The following is a 17693-nucleotide window of genomic DNA, read 5'->3' as shown; positions in this document are numbered from 1 at the left end:
GTCGCGATTAGCTCAATTTAAGAGCTTCGAGCTTAACGCCGGTCTTGGAGACGATCGTCGCGCATTTGTAGTTGCTGCAGACCCAGTACATTCCGCTGGGACCCTGGTCGCGCATCATGCGGGTCATTTCCATGATCGAATCGCACTCGGTGCAGGTTTTCTTTGCGTCCGACTCACGTTTTTGACTGGCGATTTTCGCGGGCTTACGTGCCATGATGGTTCTCCAAATCTATCAAGATGGATAGGCGAATCGCCTATATCTACTCTAAAAAACTCAACTAAAACTAAAGGGCCGCCGAGATACCAAACTCGGTCTCGACGACCCTTTTCTCACAATAGCCCGTACGGGATTCGAACCCGTGTTACCGGCGTGAGAGGCCAGCGTCCTAAACCTCTAGACGAACGGGCCACAAAGAGAATTCGGGAACAAGGATTCGAACCCTGACTCTCTGGACCAGAACCAGATGTCCTGCCATTAGACGATTCCCGAAGAATCTCTCTTTGTATGCTCATCTTGCCATCTGGTTTTGGCAAAACGTTTACTTAGCTCGTCGCCAAGTGAGGAGGTTTATAAGCATACCTTGGCTTGGTGTCAATATACTTTTTATCAATTTGTGCATTCTTTTTTTCAAAACCCTATCCGACCCGCGTTTGGGATTCCCCAGGCCGGTTTCACGCCCCTTTTCAGGTTGCGCGAAATAGGCATCTAACGCATTATTCAGGCTGAAACACCTCTTAAGTGGAGCAACATGATGGGCGCAGATGAGTCGATACGTTTTGAATTCAGCTTTCACGGGATCAATATCGAGCTGTCGGGGGAGAGCAAATTTGTCGACACCCTCTATCGCGAGCTAATGCGCGATATCGAAGCCGCTCGCCAAACGCTCGACAAAGAAGAGGAGCAGGCCGAGGTCAAGGCGAGCGCCGCCTCGATCGAGCACACGCCGGTGTGGGTGCACCGCTGCAGCGAGATGATGCGCAAGGTCTATATGAGCAATGTCTCCGAGATGAAGCGCTCGCCGGTGGGTAAGACGCTCGACTATCAGGCCGTGCGCACCTTCTACACCGACGACAAGGCGTTTCGCGCGTTCTTCCCGAAGCTGGCCGACAATCGCACCATGTGGGCCGAGCTGACCGACGAGGGGCAGCGCACGATTCGAAAGCTCCCGCACGGCGGCCGCTCAAAACAACCGCCGGCAAGTTGAGCGCCCTTCCCCGCCCCAAACGCCAACCATCAGGTCAGCGGCCAATCAAAGACGCGCGACGCGTTCTTCGTGGTTGCTTGGGCGAACTCCTCAAATGACATCCCGCGCGCCTCAGCGATCTTCTCGGCCGTGTGGCGCAAGTACGCCGGCTCATTGGGCCGCCCGCGATGCGGAATCGGCGCCAGATACGGCGAATCCGTCTCCACCAGGATTCGCTCCAGCGGCGTGTCCCGCGCGATCTCGAGCAACTCGGCGGCGCTCTTAAAGGTCACGATCCCCGAAAACGACAGATAGAAGTCGAGCTCAAACAGCTCCTCGGCCATCCACCGACTTCCGGTGAAGCAATGCAGAATGCCGCCGGTCACCCCGGTCTCTTTGAGCATCGCGATGCAATCTTCGTCGGCGTCGCGGCTATGGATGATCACGGGCTTATTAAATTCCTTGGACATCTCCAGGAATTGGCGAAACGCCCACTTTTGCTTGTCGACCGGCGCGTTGTCGTAAAAATAGTCCAACCCGGTCTCACCGATCCCCACGACCTGCGCGTCGCCGGCGAACTCACGGCGCAACAATTCGACCGTGGCCTCGTCGGCGCTCTCGGCGTCGTGCGGGTGCAGCCCGATCGTGCAGCGAATCCAATCGTATTGCCGCGCGATCTCAAGCGCCCGCCGATTCGAGTCCATCCCGCGGCTCGCGCCAATCGTCACGATCCGGTCGACGCCCGCCTCTTTGGCGTTCGCCAGCACCTCGTCGAGGCGCGCATAGATCTTCGGGGAGTCGAGATGCGCATGGGTGTCGATCAAATTCATCGCCTAATCCTTACTCTATTCGATTTTCGTGGTGTTTGGGGGTGTACCGCGGAGCGCCCCCGATAAGAGCGCGCGCGGACGTCTAAAGCGGGAGCCTGCTCAGGTATTCCACTCGTCGAGCATCTTGGCGGCCAGCGAGCGAACTTCGTGCTGGGCGTGGTTCAGCGCAACCTCGGCGAGCACCGCGCGTGCGTCCTCGCCGCCGTAATCGGCCAGTGCGAGCACCGCAGTGTCAGCATGGTATTCTGGGCTCCGGGCGACAAATTGCAATTGGCTGAAAAACTCCTCGATGCGCAGACGCCCAACCGTGCGCAGCGCGTAGCCACGCGCATCTTTGCGCGAGCTTCCCAGCGCCTTCTTCAGGTATTTCTCGCCCGCCGGGCTCCCCAGCATATAGAGGGCGGCGGCGGCCTCGACCTTCATGATCGGATGGGTAAACCACCCGGACACAATCTTCTCAAGGGGCGCGCGCGCGCGCGTTACTCGCAGTTTTTGGAGCGCGTGGATCGCGCTTGACGTGGTGATCTCATCTTTGAGAGCCGCCAAAAGTTGGTCAACGATCGCGTCTAAGACGTCCCGCTCAAGCGAGACCTGCGACTCGGCGACCAGCTCGCTCAAACACAGGGCGAGCTGAAACTTATTGCTGCCGTGTAGCTTGCGCCATTGCGCGACCAGGAGTCCCGTCAGTTCGGCCCAGCCCGAATGCGACACGATCTGAGCGGCGACCACCACTACCTCGGGGTCCGGGTCCATCAGGCGCTGAGCCACCAGGTCGGCGAAGGCCTCGCCCGTCGCGCCCAGCTCATACAGGACGATGAGCGCGCGGTAGCGCACATCCGGGTCCTCATCGCTGCCGGCCTGCATCAGCGCGGCGATGCTCTGCGCATCCGGCGCGCCTTCTAGCCCCATGCAGGCGACCTGGCGCACCGCGGCGACCGGCGCCGGGGTGCAATTGGCGTCCAGGCCCATCGCGACCACCGCCTCAACGGCGGCTTCAGCATCCCCGACCGCCAGCGCCCGCAGCACCCTATTCAACGCCTCATCGCGCATCTCTGCGGCCTGAAGCCCCGCCTGATGGCGAAGCGGCGGATACACATCCGCCATCGCCTCGAGCACGACCCGCCGACATTCCAGCGGGGTGCCCTCGCGCAGGCGAAACTCGAACTCGGCGATCCGCGTCTGCGGGTTATGAATATCTGCTAAATAGCGATAGCTCATCAGGAAATTTGGGTCCCGGGCACGATATTATCGGAGAAAAAGGCCAGCTCAAGTCCGCCATCGGCGTCCTTAACAGCCAACACCATCGCCTCGGATTTAATGCCAAATAATTTCGCAGGCTTCAGGTTCACGACCATCGCCACCTGCTTGTTGACCAGGTCCTCGGGCTCAAACGCCAGCGCCAACCCGGCGACGATGGTACGCGGCGCGTCCTCGCCGACATCTGCCGACAATTTAAGCAGCTTATCGGCCCCGTCGACCCGCTCGGCGCTTAAGATGCGTCCGACGGCCATCTTCACCTTGAGGAAGTCGCCAAATTCGATCAGGCCGCTGCCCTCCGCATCATCTTTGTTCATCTTCTTATCGCCCTTCTTCTTGGATTTTTTCTTCGGCTCTTTTTCAACGGGCTTCGGCACGTCTAGCTCGATCTTCTCGAAGAGTACGTCCGGGGTCGTGATGGTATTTCCGGCCGGCAAACCGCCCCACTGGAGCGCATCCAGACGCGCACCCTCGACCGGGTCGAGCCCGAAGGCCACGAGGATCTTGGCCGCCGCGTCCGGCACAAACGCCTGCACGAGCACGGCCATCCAGCGGATGCCCTCGAGCGCGTGATAAAGAATCTGTTCGACCCGCTCGGAATCGCCCTCTTTTTTGGCCTTCCAGGGCTGGGTCGACTGGATATATTGGTTGAGCTCGTTGCCCAGGTGCATGATCGACTCAAGCGCGTGATGCGGCTCGCGCTTATCCATAGAGTCGCGAACTTCGGTGAGCGTCTTGGCGGCGCATTCGCGCAGCGAGACATCGGCTTCAACATCCGTCTCAACCGACTTCGGCACCGTGCCGCCCAAAAATCCCTGCATCATCTTGGTCGTGCGATTAACGAGGTTCCCGAGGTTATCGGCGAGCTCGGAGTTGTTGCGCTCGACGATGCGCTCCTGGACGAAATTGCCGTCGCTGCCCAGCGGGATCTCGCGGATCATAAAGTAGCGCAAAAGATCGAGCGGGTATTGCTCGACCAGCTCAAAGGCGTCGACCCAATTGCCGCGCGATTTGCTCATCTTTTGCCCGTCGACGGTCCACCACCCGTGGGCGAAGACCTGCTTCGGGAGCTCCACCCCGGCGCTCATCAAAAAGGCCGGCCAATAGACGGCGTGAAAGCGCAGGATATCCTTGCCAATAAGGTGAAGATCCGCCGGCCAGAATTTTGCCGGCTCGCCCTTCTCATCAAAGCCGCCGATGCCGGTGATATAATTGGTCAGCGCGTCGACCCACACGTAGAGCACGTGCTCGGGGTCTTCGGGAAACTCGATGCCCCAATTAAAGGTCGTTCGGCTGATCGACAGGTCGTTGAGCCCGCCCTCGACAAACGCCGCGATCTCGTTTCGCCGCGCCTTGGGGCGCACCGGAATATCCTGAGAATTATACCATTCAATAAGCGGTTGCTCGTATTTACTCAGCCGGAAGAAATAGCTCTTCTCCTCGACCCACTCCACCGCCGATCCCGACTCAATGGCCTTGCCATCCTCGATCTCATCTTCGGAATAATAGGCTTCGTCCGAGGCCGAATACCAACCCGCGTAGGTGTCCAGATAGATATCGCCGGCCGCCTTCATCCGCCGCACCATCTCGACCACCGCGTCTTTATGGTCGGCCTCCGTGGTCCGCACGAAGCGGTCATGGGTGAGCTCGAGCTTCGCGAATAAATCGCGAAATTTCGCCGAGTTCGTATCGACCAACTCTTGAGGCGAAATCCCCTGCTCCTCGGCCGCCCGCTGCACCTTGAGCCCATGCTCATCGGTCCCGGTCAAAAAGAAGACCTCATCGCCGCGCTGGCGATAATGGCGCGCAAAAACATCGGCGACGATGGTCGTATACGCATGCCCGATATGGGGCGCGCCGTTGACGTAATAGATCGGTGTCGTAACGTAAAAATCAGCCATTATTTCCACTCTTCGGATAGATTTGGAGGGAGCAACGCGCGCTCAGATAATAGGCGCAAAACGCTCCGTGGGAACGCGATGGCTCTTAGTGGGTGGGCGGATTTTTGGCAAGGTCTGGGCGCTATTTAGCGGTTGTGCCAACCCGCTATGATCCTAAAACTAGAGCCCGAAATACTTTTTCTTCGCCCGTTTGGCCGCCATTCTAGTGGCTTCGACCACTTCCGGAATCAAAATAGCTTGAAGCTCTTCCCAATAGAATTCGATTGAATCCCGAATCATGGCCTCCGAAGCATCCAGGAACTTATCCTGCTGAGAGATAACCCATAGAAGTACCAGGGCATCGATACCGTTCGCAGTATCTCTCGGAAGAAATTGAACCTGATAGCGGTCATAGTCTTCATAAAAGACGATATCAAAATTTGAATCCATCAAATGATAGACCAAAATATCATGTCCCGAATTGGAGTTCGCGGCGCTTCTTAACGCCTGTTCGGGAAGGTTTAGGAAGGAGAATTCTTCTTCGATTTTATGTCTGAAATCTGTCATGGTTTAGATGTCTTTTGGGGAGTTATCGCCCAGGCAGGCCAAGATGGCCCGCCTCCAATTTTAGAGAGCGCCCGTAATATCCCCGCCGCGCCTAGCTCTCCCAGGCGATATTGATGAGCTCGCCCTGCCTATCGATATTCACCACCACGATTTCGTCCGAAATTTCGCGGCCAACGATATAATCAAAGACAATAAAGCCCGTGCTATATTGGGGATAAAAGCCCATCCGAACCAGCTTGAGTTTCTCCATCAATTGTTGGTCAAAACTCTTTGATGTGTCGTCGAAGTCGACAATCCCAGATAATGCGCTCCCTATTTCGTCGATATGAAATTTCATAAAAGACTTCACAGTGCCCGCGCTTTCGGAATAAAAATCGGATGAAATATGCGCTCGATTTTTGGCATCTTGAGACTCAATATCTTCGATGGATCTCTTGACGAGATCCATCGAACCCGGGTCGATTTCTTCGACTTCAAAATTCAGGTCAATCTTAATTTCATCTGAGCCCAGTTTAATCTCAACATCATAATATTCATCTAATTGTGTCAGATCGAGCTCTTCAAAATATGGCAATCTGTAAATCATTATTTTTATGCCTATTCGGTTTTGAAAATTGGCGGCCGGTCATCTTAACCTGTCTGGGCGCAAGCCCAATTGCGCAATAGCGCGACATATGTGGGGCAACTTATCAGGGGGATATTTGTGCGTTTTCGCCGCGTTGCGGCGACCAGTGCAGGGATGCCCAGGCTCCTATTTATTTCGCGCAATTGGAGTCGGACCCTCATGATTGGTCACAAGTATATCGTGCTTACCGACCGCAGGTCGCCCAAGAAGTCGTAGAGTCCGTCGTCGTATTTGAAACCAAAGAAATTATGTTCCAAATATTTGAACACGTTGGCACAAATTAACCCGTCGGTTCCGAGCAAGTGAACCCTATAAATTTGCTCGCAATTTGTGGTCTCAAATGTGAGCCGCGGTCTAAAATAGACGCCCAATGCGGGGTCCTTAAAGACCGTCTCAGCAGCGGGATAAAGCTCAATATTTTCTGTCATTTTTTTATAGGCTCAATACGGAACGCCGGGCCTTGGCCCGAAGGGCGGAGCATAGCCCTGCAAGAGCGTTGGGCTTTCGCCCCACGTGGCGGCCGGTTGGCGCGATATATTTGTGATTAGTCATGAGCCTGAACGGGCCCTAAGCCTCTAAAGTATCCCCAAGAATACTCTCCAAAAAACTCCTGAGCCGCGCTTCGTCATAGTTTTTTGGCCCCAAAGTCAGAACGATACTTTCAATCTCGGATTCCGTCGTCGAAGGGAATTCGAAGTTGAGTACCCTTCCATCAAAGACGACCCGCTCACACACGCCATAGCCCGCGTTCTCTGGGCCGTTATACTCGATATAATAACTGTCCATACCCAAACGCCTATCCTGGTCATCGAAATCATAGGCTCTCTGTAAAATTAGGTAATTTTCTATATGGCGCTCGTCTTCATGGTCGCCCAAGAAGAGCATCCTATAGCCTTCATCTCGTTGTTCCGAGATTTTTATATTGCGAATCTCAAGTTGAATTTCCATAGCGTCCTAATCAGTGCCGACCTCTTGGGCGGGTGTGTTAATTTGGGCGATTGAAGATTCCCCCCCGCGCCCAAAATGATAGCTGCTCATAGTTTTTATCACGTCATAATTTCAAATAGGAGGCACCATGAATTTACCCAACTTCAAATACCACCCCGACCCCATTGCCTCGGGCAGCATCATCGAGTCAGAGGACGAATGCGAATGCTGCGGCGAATCGCGGGGCTATATGTACGTGGGTCCCGTTTACGCCGAGGAAGAGCTCGATCAGGCGCTGTGTCCCTGGTGTATCGCGGACGGTTCGGCGCATGCGAAATTCGACGCGAGCTTCACCGATGAGGATGGCATTGGGGATTGCGACGGCTGTGAAGAGGTCTCCGAGGATGTGGTCGAAGAGGTCGCGTTCCGTACCCCCGGGTTTATCGGATGGCAGCAAGAGCAATGGTGGACGCATTGCGGCGACGCCGGCGCCTTTATTGGCCAGGCCGGGCACGCCGAACTCGCCGCTCACGGGCCCCAGGCTATTCTGTCCATCCAAGACTCAACGGGACTCTCGGGCGGCGAATGGGAAGACTTCTTCAAGGCCCTCGACAAGGATGGCTCGCCGGTTGCCTATCTGTTCCGCTGCACGAAATGCAGCACCGTGGGTGGCTATCAGGACTGTGACTGAGGAGAATATTAGGTCGCTCAACAAAAAGCGCCGCCCCGGCCACGCGATTTGCGTGGCCGGGGCGGCGCTTTTCAGTCCGCATCCATCATCGTCGACTTAGTTGCGACGACGACGTCGGAAGAGCAATCCGCGCTGAACCTTGAGCCCGTGCTCGTCGGTGCCGGTCAAAAAGAAGACCTCATCGCCGCGCTGGCGATAGTGGCGCGCAAATACATCCGCGACGATCGTCGTATACGCGTGCCCGATATGGGGCGCGCCGTTGACGTAATAGATCGGTGTCGAAATATAAAAATCAGCCATTTTTTACTCTTCGGATAGTTTGGAGCGAGCGAGGCGCGCTGCAGATACGTAGGCGCAATAAGCCCTATGCGAACGCGTTGGCTCTTAGTGGGTGGGTTGAATTTTGGCAAGGTCTGGGCGGCATAGGGGGGTTGAGTCCACTCGCTACGGCACCTAAATTAGAGCCCGAAATACTTTTTCTTCGCACTTTTCGCAGCATTAATAGTGCCTTCGATCTTTTCCGGACTTAAAATAGCTTGAAGCTCCTCCCAATAGAATTCCATGGAATCCCGAATCATTGTTTCCGAAGCATTCAGAAACTTATCTTGTTCAGAAATAACCCAAAGAAGAACCAGAGCATCGATACCGCTCGCATGATTCTTCGGAAGTAATTGAACCTGATATCGATCAAAGTCCTTATAGAAAACGATATCAAAATTTGAATCCTTCAAATCATAGACCAAAATATCATGTCCTGAATTTGAGTGTTCAGCACTTCTTAACTCCTCATCGGGAAGGTTTAGAAATGAGAATTGTGCTTCGATTTTATTTCTGAAATTTGTCATAATTCAGTGGGGTTTCTGGAAGTTCTCGCAGGGTCATAATTCTATTTTCACACTGCCTGAACGGTTAATACCGCGCGCGCAACTTTTCTCAGCCATATCATAACTCATATTTCTCTCGTCCGCTTAATGGCCGCTCGCCCTGTCTCGGCCTTTTCAGAGAACCATTTCTAATTCCCTTGGTCCGCACATGCTCGCTGAGACGACAAAGAATCTACAGGAGTAGAGAATCATATCGCTCGACGAGCGAAAAGAGACGATCAAATCCATCGAAGACCACGCCACCGCCGACGCCCTGGCACGTAAGGTATGCTCCGACCTGCGTCTCACCGCCAAAGGCACTCGTGATCGGTTAAGCCCCCACCCCTCGCTTTAAACTCCGTCAGACATTGAAAAACGCCATCATATCTCCCATGTTCATGGTGCGATTAGTCGATCGTTACACGAACAAAAAAGGAGCTATGATGGCGCACATCGATTCTAAACAAACTCTCGAGTTTTTGACAACCTTTCTTCCAGACTTTGTCATCGAAAAGTATGCGCGGGCGCTCGGCGTCGTCGTGCGAGAGCGCAAGGTCGACCCAGTCATGCTCGTCTGGACGCTTGTGTTGGGGTTTCCGGCGGGCTCTAAACGGACCATCGCCTCGCTGAGGCGCCGCTTTCAGCAGGTCGCGTCCATCACGATTGCCCGTTCGTCATTCCACGACCGGCTGACCGGTTTGCTGGCCGACCTCATCAAACGGTTGGTCGACTGGAGGCTGGCGGTGCAGAAGAAGTCGATCACCAAAAACGCGGCCAAGCGCCTCGACGGCTTCAGCGAGCTTCTGGCGCTGGATTCGACCGTCATCGGGCTTCATCAGATGCTCGCCCACAGATGGGCGTCGACTCAGCCTGGCCAGGCTGCAGCCAAGTTGCATATGGTCACAAACGTCGTGTCAGGCACCGCCAATTCGGTTAAAATGACCGGCCAGACCCGGGCTGATATCGGCCCGTGGAAGACCGTCGGTTCGTGGGTCAAAAATTGCCTGCTGATGGTCGACCTGGGCTATTACGATTTTCATTTATTCAGGCGCATCGCCAAAAAGGGCGGGTTTTTCTTAAGCCGCGCCAAGTCCAACGCAAACCCGCGCATCGTCGCCTCCCACCAGCGGGTGGCGGGGAACTCTATCAATTTAGTCGGCCAGAAGCTCCAAGACGTCTTGGCGCGGCTTGAGCGCCGCATTATTGATGTTGAAGTCGAAGTCCCCGTGAAGCTTCGAAAGTATCGCGGTCGCAGTCGAACCGCGAAAATGCGTATGCGCTTGGTCGGCCAAAAACATGCCGAAACCGGTCAATACCACCTCTATTTTACCAATATCGGCCCCGAAACCCTCGGCGCCGACGAGATCGCCCAGACCTACCGGTTGCGCTGGCAGGTCGAACTATTGTTTACGCGGCTCAAAACGACGATGCGTCTCAATCAGATTCCCAGCTCAAAACCCGAAGTCGTCAAGGCGCTTATTTACGCGTCCATCCTCGCACTTTTGCTCTCCAACGCGTTTTTACAGGTGTTGCGCCAAATTAACCCTGGCCGCACCTATCCCGCCCAGCGCATGGACGCGGTTTTTCGCGACTTCGCCACCGTAATATTGCTCCATATCGCCCAGAAACGGGGAGCGCGCCGGATTGATTTGTTCAAGCTGATGACGGCCGAAGCTGCGGATCCCAATCGCAATAGACCCGGTTCACACGACATCCTATCAGCGATTCCCCTGGCTCATAAGCCCGATACGGTCGCTTTTGAGGAGGTTTCGGCTTAACCGAACACGAGTGCCGCCAAAGGCGTTCCGGTGATGCAACACCGGCCGGTCATTTGAAATGTCACCGCTGTGAGGCGGCGCAGCAAAAAAAAGGTTGCCGGGCGAGCGATGGCGCTGCTTATCGACGCGGTGAGATTTGCTGGGGCGCGCGGTCGTATTTTTACAAACGCGCGGCTCCCCTCCCCTTGCGCGCGAGGTTGGTTGCGCGCGAGGCTGGGCTTGCGCCAAAGCAGGGCAAGGATGCCCTGGCTCCGATTTATAATAACCCATTGAACACTTACAACAAATCGAACACGATTTTAAAATGAAATCTGAAGAACTAAACCAATTAATCACAAAAAAACTTGGTATTTCTTTAAAAATCGAGGCTAAACATAGCATTTCGAATCTTACTACGGCGTGAGGATAAGTAGACGGTGATGGATGCGAAGTTCGAGAGCGGGCTGGACAAGGCGACACGACGAGGCGATGCCAGAGCATCGTCGAGGAAGTGGCAACGCAGTCCAGCTTGTTCTCGACGCAGCAGACGCACGTCTAATTGTGCTCACACCGTAGTAATCAAATCCCGCAGGAGTTGATTGAAAATGCAAAGATATTGGAGAATATTTACCATTCACAATGTTATCTAAAGTTCTTTATCACCCCTAAAAATGAGCAGTATCTTAGAAGTTTCGTCCTTCATGTCGTCAAGCTGGAACACGATATAAGTACCTGGAAAAAAGGAAGAGCCCTCATTGCTGCATCTTCCTTCAAAGAGCAACTCACCAAAGAAAGGGAACCGCTCTTTGGGCATAGAAATTCAGAATTCAAACACATCTTAAAACCAGACTATAAATTATGGGATTTAGGCGTCTATCATATTGGAATGTTTATATTTCTTGAACCCGGCGCGGATTATAGATCTCCGTCGAGAGAGGGTTATGGCGCGATTCCATTGATAAGAGAACAGCTTATTGAGGTTGAAGAAAAGGATATCAACCTGATGTTCAGAAGATGAATTGCGTCGAGAATCGCGATATATCTGCGCGCTCAAAAGCAATTGGATAGCTTTAAAAATATTGATATTCTGGAAGAGGTAGCACCTAAAGAAGATTGGACTCACGATGCGCTTAGAGCATTTGAGGGTCTCTTAAAAGAAAGACAAGCGTGTCAATGGTTACGAGACGATATTCCGGGGTTCTGTGGGTCTGATTCCTATTATCGTTGATGCCTTCATTTGACGGAGTCATAGCGACCTCGCGTCGCCTTGCGCGCGAGGTTGGGCTTTGCCCAAGGCGGGCGGGCCGCCCGCGCTCCAACAACAAACCGTCGCCCTCACCTCCCCGCTAAATTCGCCGCCGCTTTGCGCTCGACCATCCAGCGCAGCTCGCCGCTTGTCGGTTGGATGCGGCGGGCGGGCAGAACATCCTCGTTGCCTTGGCCTTCGAGGACGCGGCGCAGGATATCGGCTTTGCTGGAGCCGCTGACCAGGAAGACGATTTGGCGAGCGTGGTTGATGATCGGGGGTGTGAGGGTGATGCGGGCGAGTCGGTTGGGCGTGGGGGCGACGGGGAGCACCCAACGTTGGGCCTCGTTGAGCGCGGCATCGCCGGGAAAGAGCGAGGCGGTGTGGCCGTCTTCGCCGAGTCCGAGGAGGACAAGGTCCAGAAAGCCAGCGTCACCATGAGCAAAGGCGCGAAGTTCGGATTCGTATTTGAGGGCGGCGACATCGGGCGCGAGGGCGCCGTCGATGGGGTGAATTTGTGCGGGCATCGCGTCGAGGAATGCTTGACGAGCCATATGCTGGTTGCTGCGGGGGTCGTCGGCGGCGACGCAGCGCTCGTCGCCCCAGAAGATATGTACGTCTTCCCAGGGGATGCGCTCGCGGTGAGGCTGGCGGCAGAGCAGTTCGTAGGTGTGGGTGGGAGTGCTGCCGCCGGCGAGCGCCGCCGCGAAGCGACCGCGGGCGCGCACGGCCTGGCGCGCGCGGTCAGCGAAGAGTTCGGCGGCCGCCCGGCTCATCGCGTCGAAATCATCAAAGACGTCGAGCATCACAGACCTCCTGAGGGGCTAAGCCAACTTCGGCCGTCGCGCGCGATGAGCGCCTCTGCGGCCTCGGGGCCCCAGGTGCCGGCGGCATAATTTGGAAAGTCCATGGCCGGGTTCTCTCCCCAGACGCTTAGGACCGGGGCCATGATCGCCCAGGCTTCCTCGACCTGGTCGGCGCGCATAAAGAGCGTCGCGTCGCCCTTGATGACGTCCAATAGCAGCGTCTCATAGGCAAATGGCGAGCGATCCTTGAAGGCGTCTTTGTAGGAGAAACGCATTTGCACGGGGCTTAAGCGCATCTTGAGGCCGGGGCGTTTGGCCTGGAAGCGCAGGTCGATGCCCTCCTCAGGTTGGATATGCAGCTCGATGCGATTGGGCTCCCAGCCCGCCGAGGCGTTGGCGGGAAACGAGTTATGGGGCACCTGGGCGAAGTGGACCGACACGTCGGAGGCGCGCTGGGGCAGGCGCTTTCCGGTGCGCAGATAAAACGGCACGCCCTGCCAGCGCCAATTATCCACGAAGAGCTTCATCGCCGCGTAGGTCTCGGTGGAGGAGTCTTCAGCGACATCTTGTTCCGCGCGGTAGCCCCCGACCGCCTCGCCCTGCAGCCAGCCTTTGGCGTATTGTCCGCGCACTGCCACATCGGAGACTTCCTCGGGTTTAATGCGACGCACCGCCCGAAGCAGGTCTATTTTTCGGTTGCGAACCTCCTCGGCCTCGAAGGACACCGGCGGCTCCATAGCCACCAGCGAGAAGATCTGCAGCAGGTGGTTTTGGATCATATCGCGCAGCGCCCCGGCCCCCTCATAATAGGAGCCGCGCGATCCGACGCCCACGCGTTCGGCCACGGTGATCTGCACATGGTCGATATAGCGCCGGTCCCAAATCGGCTCAAAGAGCGCGTTGGCGAAGCGAAACGCCAGGATATTCTGCACCGTTTCTTTGCCCAGATAATGGTCGATTCGGTAGATCTGGTGCTCATGAAAAAGCTCGGTCAGCTCTTTATTGAGCGCGCGCGCCGACTCCAAGTCCCGGCCAAAGGGCTTCTCCACCACGATCCTGGCCCGGCGGCGCGACTGGGCGAGCCCGGCCCTGTGGAGCTTGGCCGGAATTACGTCGATCATCGAGGGCGGCGTGGCCAGGTAGAACATCCGGCACCCCTTCGCACTCCAGGACTTCTCCTGCGCGTCGAGCGCCTCGGCGAGCTCGGTATAGATGGTGTCTTCGAGAAAATCGCCGGCGATATAGCGAAGCGTCCGGGCAAACGCCTCCCACCCCTCCTCGCTAAAATTCTCGTCGTCGACCGACTGTTCGACGCCCTCGCGCAGATGCTCGCGAAACGCGTCATCGCTCATCTCTGTATGCCCCAGCCCCAGGACCCGAAAGTTCTCGGGCAACCAGCCGCCCTGCGCCAATCGGTAGAGCGCGGGGACCAATTTGCGCCAGGCCAGGTCGCCGCTCGCGCCGAAGATCGTCAGAATTGCCGAACGATCCGGGTTATATTTCGAGTCACTCATGCCCCTGCTCCTCGCCAAATAGTTGGATGCGCCCAAGGTCGTCGCCCGCCTATCCGCGCGGCCAATCGGTGTGGAAGCTGCCGCTGGTGTCGACACGCTCGTAGGTATGCGAGCCGAAAAAATCGCGCTGCGCCTGGATGAGGTTGGTGGGCAGGCGCTCGCTGGCATAGCTGTCCAAATAGGCCAGCGCCGCCATCAAGGCCGGCGCGGGGATCGCCAGGCGCGCGGCCAGCGCGACCGCCTCGGCCAGGTCCGTGCGCAGATTCATGACGGTGTCGGCGATCGGCTGATAGAGCAGCAGATTGGGCAAGTGAGGGCGGGTGCGATAGGCGTCTCGAATATCCTCAAGCAGGCGCGCACGGATGATGCAACCGCCGCGCCAGATGGCCGAAATAGCCTCGAGTTTGAGCTGATAGCCCATCGCCTCCGACGCCTCGAAGAGCAGCGCCATGCCCTGAGTATAGGTCAGGATCGTCGCGGCGTAGACGGCGTTTCGCACCTGGGTGACGCAGTCGTCGCGATCGCCTTCAAAGGTCGCGCGCCGAACCTTGAGTCGATCAAGAGCCTGGTCACGCAGTGTTTTGGCGCCCGCCAGGTTCCGCTGAACCACCGCCATATCGATGCAGGGCACGGGCACGCCGAGCTGCATGGCCTGCTGCGAGGTCCACATACCAGTGCCCTTTTGCCCGGCGACATCCCGAATCTGGTCGATCAGATCGCCGCCACCGCGCGCGTCCCGCTGGGCAAAAATCCGGGAGGTTATCTTCATCAGGTAGCTCTCCAGCGCCCCCTGATTCCAGCGCGTATAGGTCGCGTGTAGCGCATCGTTTCGAAGCCCCACCCCGCGGCCAAGCAGGTCATAGCTCTCGGCGATGATCTGCATCACGCCGTATTCGATGCCATTGTGCACCATCTTCACGAAGTGCCCGGCCGAGCCCGGCCCAAGATAGGTGACACAGGGCGCGTTATTGACCCGCGCCGCCACCGACTCAAGCAGCGGTCGCACCCGCGCGTAGGCTTCGGGCGAGCCGCCCGGCATGATGCTCGGGCCGTGGCGCGCGCCGAATTCGCCGCCGGAGATGCCCACGCCCAAAAAAGCGATGCCTTTGGCGCCGAGGTCGGCGTGGCGACGGTCGGTGTCGACATAAAAGGAGTTGCCCGCGTCCATGATCAGGTCGCCTGCGTCCAGGCGCGGCGCGATCTCCCTGATGACCGCGTCGACGGGCGCGCCCGCCGGCACCAGCAACATCACCGCGCGCGGTTTTCGCAACTTCGCGATGAACTCCGCGAGATCCTGCGCCCCGGCGATCGCGCGGCCCTTTCCCTCCTGGCGCAGCGCCTTCACCTTGTCTGTATCGCGGTCATAACCCACCACCGAGTGGCCGTGGTCGGCCATATTGAGCAGGAGATTTCGCCCCATGGTGCCGAGCCCGATCATGCCCAATTCGTAGCCTTCGTGCTCCATGGCCTGCCCCTTTGCGTCGATGATGGTGGATGAGGGTGGCGCGCTTAGTGCGCCCCGTTCGATAGGAGGTCCTTCACTTTGGCCAGGCGGCGAAGGTGTCGCTGGGCGCCGCTAAACTCTGCGCCAAGGAAGGCCTCGATGAGCTCAAGCGCCAGCGACGCGCCGACCACGCGACCGCCCAGGCAGATCAAATTCATATCGTCATCTTCGACGCCCTGGCGGGCCGAGAAGGTGTCGAGGACCGTGGCCGCCCGCACGCCCCGCACCTTATTCGAGGCCACACACGCGCCGATCCCGCTGCCGCACACTGCCACGCCGCGCTCAACCTGGCCGCCGGCCACGGCGCGCGCCAGCGGGACGACGAAGTCGGGATAATCGTCATCGGGGTCGTAGCTTACGGGGCCAAAGTCGACCACGCGATGCCCCGCCGATTCGAGCTCGGCGCGGATCTTCTCTTTGAGATAAAAGCCCCCATGATCGGCTGCGACTCCAACGCGCATCTTGACTCCCGAGCGCGAGCATCGCGCGTAAACGACTGAATTTACTCAAGTAATCCGAGCACCTAAACGCCACATCTAACCAATAGTCACTAGAGCGGCGCCGTCCAGCGCGCGCTCCGGCCCGGCGGGCACAAAAAAGCCCGCAGGCCACGCGAATTGCGTGGCCTGCGGGCGAGTTCAGCCGATATCAGACGCCCAGCTTAGCTGCGACGTCGGCGGCGCCAGAGCATCCCGGCGAACGCGGCGCCGAGCAGCGCGACCGGCGCGGCGTCGCCGCCGGAGGTCGAGGCGCAGCCGCCACAGCCGTCACCGCCGCCAACCATACCCATATCGTGCGGGGCTTCTTCGAGCCCACCGCCGATGCCTGCGTCGGAGTCGTCTCCGCCGTGTCCGGCGTCCTCGTCTCCACCACCGGTGGACCCGTCGTCACAGGTGTCCTTGCACTCCTGGCAAGCCGCGCCGCTCGGGTCCTCCTCGCAGATGCGCTGGCACTCCTCGCAGGAAATCGGCTCGCTGGTGTCGCCGCATCCGAGCTGGTCCAGGCACGACAGACAGGCATCGCCGTTGGGGTCGTCGGCGCAGAGCTCGTCACATTTAAAGCAATCGTCGACCGGCTCTTCGCCACCGGTGTCATCGATGCACTCGAGTTGAATGAGGCACTCGTTACAGGCGTCGCCGTTGGGGTCCGCCGCGCAGGGCTCGTCACATTTGGAGCAAACGCAGTCCTCCTGATAGGTCGCGCATCGCGGGTCGTCCATATTCTCGGCGCAGACGACGTCCAGGCGGTCGCAGCTCAGCTCGGGCTCCGGCTCCGGGTCGGTGTTCTGCTCACACTCGAAATAGGCCAGGCACTCATTGCAGGCGTCGCCGCTGGGGTCATCGGCGCATGCCTCGTCACATTTGGAGCAAACGCAGTCCTCCTGATAGGTCGCGCATCGCGGGTCGTCCATATTCTCGGCGCAGATGACGTCCAGGCGGTCGCAGCTCAACGACGGGTCGGGGTCGCCCGGGTTGTCGCCGCAATCCTCCTCATAAGTCGCGCAGCGCGGGTCGTCGGGATTCTCGGGACAAAGGAAATCCAAACGCTCGCAGCTCAACGGCGGATTCGGGTCATCCGGGTTTCCCCCACCGGTATCGCTGCAGCCACTCGTCTCTAAGCAGCTCAGACATTCGGCGCTCTGCGCGTCGGTCGCACATGCGTCCCGGCACTCGGGGCAATCCGGCGTGAACGGCACATCGCCGCCCGGGTCTTCGCCGATCGGCCCGCCGTCACAGTTATTGTTCTCCAGACACCACAGGCAGTTCTCGCCGTTGGGGTCGGCGGCACAGCTCGGCTCGCACCGATAGCAGCCATCGCCGCAATACTGCTCAAAATCGACGCAATCGGGGCTATCGGGCTCCAATGCGCAGATGCGCGCCATCGCGAAGCAGTCATAATCCTCGGCGCCCGGGTCGGCCATCGCCGTCGAACTGGCCAGCAGCAAGACCGCACCGCTTAACACGAAACATCGTAGGGCTTTGAGATATTTACTTTGCATGGCGTCCTCTCCGTTTTCATCTTTTAATAGAGCGACCCAATCA

At 57.5% G+C, this 17693-nt stretch carries 17 protein-coding genes, 2 tRNA genes and 1 pseudogene; 4 read left to right on the top strand and 16 right to left on the bottom strand.

Annotated features, from left to right (window positions below):
• Positions 1–7 precede the first annotated feature (7 nt).
• From DN745_RS05395 to DN745_RS05385, 3 genes are all read right to left on the bottom strand, one after another.
• Positions 8–214 (bottom strand): hypothetical protein, encoded by a 207-nt coding sequence (locus DN745_RS05395; protein WP_111332813.1) that lies wholly within the window; start codon positions 212–214, stop codon positions 8–10.
• 122 nt (positions 215–336) lie between these two features.
• Positions 337–409 (bottom strand) — tRNA-Glu (locus tag DN745_RS05390).
• Between the two features lie 10 nt (positions 410–419).
• A tRNA-Gln gene (locus DN745_RS05385) sits at positions 420–490 on the bottom strand.
• Between the two features lie 259 nt (positions 491–749).
• Here DN745_RS05385 and DN745_RS05380 point away from each other — a divergent pair.
• Positions 750–1205, top strand: coding sequence for a hypothetical protein (locus tag DN745_RS05380; protein WP_133622040.1), 456 nt, complete (start codon positions 750–752; stop codon positions 1203–1205).
• Positions 1206–1234: 29 nt separating this feature from the next.
• Here the strand turns inward: DN745_RS05380 and DN745_RS05375 are convergent, their stop codons facing one another.
• The 6 genes from DN745_RS05375 to DN745_RS05345 form a co-directional block, all read right to left on the bottom strand.
• Positions 1235–2014 carry a TatD family hydrolase gene (locus tag DN745_RS05375; protein ID WP_111332810.1) on the bottom strand — a complete coding sequence of 260 codons (780 nt, stop codon included), beginning with the start codon at positions 2012–2014 and terminating at the stop codon, positions 1235–1237.
• A gap of 99 nt (positions 2015–2113) precedes the next feature.
• Positions 2114–3232 (bottom strand): HEAT repeat domain-containing protein, encoded by a 1119-nt coding sequence (locus DN745_RS05370; protein WP_111332809.1) that lies wholly within the window; start codon positions 3230–3232, stop codon positions 2114–2116.
• Positions 3232–5172, bottom strand: coding sequence for a methionine--tRNA ligase (gene metG / locus DN745_RS05365; RefSeq protein WP_111332807.1), 1941 nt, complete (start codon positions 5170–5172; stop codon positions 3232–3234). The genes DN745_RS05370 and metG overlap by 1 nt, the downstream gene beginning before the upstream one ends.
• Before the next feature lie 159 nt (positions 5173–5331).
• Positions 5332–5718, bottom strand: a complete 387-nt coding sequence (locus DN745_RS05360) for a hypothetical protein (RefSeq protein WP_111332806.1) — start codon at positions 5716–5718, stop codon at positions 5332–5334.
• Between the two features lie 91 nt (positions 5719–5809).
• Positions 5810–6292, bottom strand: coding sequence for a DUF2004 domain-containing protein (locus DN745_RS05355; protein WP_162687473.1), 483 nt, complete (start codon positions 6290–6292; stop codon positions 5810–5812).
• Positions 6293–6910: 618 nt separating this feature from the next.
• The gene (locus DN745_RS05345; RefSeq protein WP_111332801.1) at positions 6911–7291 is read right to left on the bottom strand and encodes an Imm10 family immunity protein; all 381 of its coding nucleotides are present in this window, start codon (positions 7289–7291) and stop codon (positions 6911–6913) included.
• A 127-nt stretch (positions 7292–7418) separates the two neighbouring features.
• Between DN745_RS05345 and DN745_RS05340 the strand changes: the two genes are divergently transcribed.
• The gene (locus DN745_RS05340; RefSeq protein ID WP_111332799.1) at positions 7419–7961 is read left to right on the top strand and encodes a CbrC family protein; all 543 of its coding nucleotides are present in this window, start codon (positions 7419–7421) and stop codon (positions 7959–7961) included.
• A 129-nt stretch (positions 7962–8090) separates the two neighbouring features.
• On the opposite strand, the pseudogene DN745_RS05335 reads toward DN745_RS05340, so the two are convergent.
• Both DN745_RS05335 and DN745_RS05330 read right to left on the bottom strand, forming a co-directional pair.
• A pseudogene (locus DN745_RS05335) lies at positions 8091–8261 on the bottom strand (class I tRNA ligase family protein); the annotation flags it as partial.
• 158 nt (positions 8262–8419) lie between these two features.
• Entirely contained in the window at positions 8420–8806 is a 387-nt protein-coding gene (locus tag DN745_RS05330; protein WP_111332796.1) for a hypothetical protein, read from the bottom strand.
• A gap of 497 nt (positions 8807–9303) precedes the next feature.
• Here DN745_RS05330 and DN745_RS05325 point away from each other — a divergent pair, with 497 nt between their 5' ends.
• Both DN745_RS05325 and DN745_RS19225 read left to right on the top strand, forming a co-directional pair.
• Positions 9304–10602: an IS4 family transposase gene (locus DN745_RS05325; protein ID WP_162687472.1), complete on the top strand. Its 1299-nt coding sequence runs from the start codon at positions 9304–9306 to the stop codon at positions 10600–10602.
• A gap of 574 nt (positions 10603–11176) precedes the next feature.
• Positions 11177–11599 (top strand): hypothetical protein, encoded by a 423-nt coding sequence (locus DN745_RS19225; RefSeq protein ID WP_133622176.1) that lies wholly within the window; start codon positions 11177–11179, stop codon positions 11597–11599.
• Between the two features lie 317 nt (positions 11600–11916).
• Here the strand turns inward: DN745_RS19225 and pgl are convergent, their stop codons facing one another.
• From pgl to DN745_RS05300, 5 genes are all read right to left on the bottom strand, one after another.
• Positions 11917–12633 carry a 6-phosphogluconolactonase gene (pgl, locus tag DN745_RS05320; RefSeq protein ID WP_111332793.1) on the bottom strand — a complete coding sequence of 239 codons (717 nt, stop codon included), beginning with the start codon at positions 12631–12633 and terminating at the stop codon, positions 11917–11919.
• Entirely contained in the window at positions 12633–14147 is a 1515-nt protein-coding gene (gene zwf, locus DN745_RS05315; RefSeq protein WP_111332792.1) for a glucose-6-phosphate dehydrogenase, read from the bottom strand. Before zwf ends, pgl begins: the two co-directional genes overlap by 1 nt.
• A gap of 49 nt (positions 14148–14196) precedes the next feature.
• Positions 14197–15612 carry an NADP-dependent phosphogluconate dehydrogenase gene (gene gndA, locus DN745_RS05310; protein ID WP_111332790.1) on the bottom strand — a complete coding sequence of 472 codons (1416 nt, stop codon included), beginning with the start codon at positions 15610–15612 and terminating at the stop codon, positions 14197–14199.
• A gap of 44 nt (positions 15613–15656) precedes the next feature.
• A complete protein-coding gene (locus tag DN745_RS05305; protein WP_111332789.1) occupies positions 15657–16112 on the bottom strand; it encodes an RpiB/LacA/LacB family sugar-phosphate isomerase in 456 nt (151 codons plus the stop codon).
• Positions 16113–16312: 200 nt separating this feature from the next.
• A complete protein-coding gene (locus DN745_RS05300; protein ID WP_111332787.1) occupies positions 16313–17650 on the bottom strand; it encodes an MYXO-CTERM sorting domain-containing protein in 1338 nt (445 codons plus the stop codon).
• Positions 17651–17693 lie beyond the last annotated feature (43 nt).

Origin of the sequence: Bradymonas sediminis (assembly GCF_003258315.1) — a bacterium.
Classification (GTDB): Bacteria; Myxococcota_A; Bradymonadia; order Bradymonadales; family Bradymonadaceae; genus Bradymonas; species Bradymonas sediminis.
Note: the sequence above shows the minus strand (reverse complement) of the source record. Positions and strands in the feature narration are given on the sequence as shown.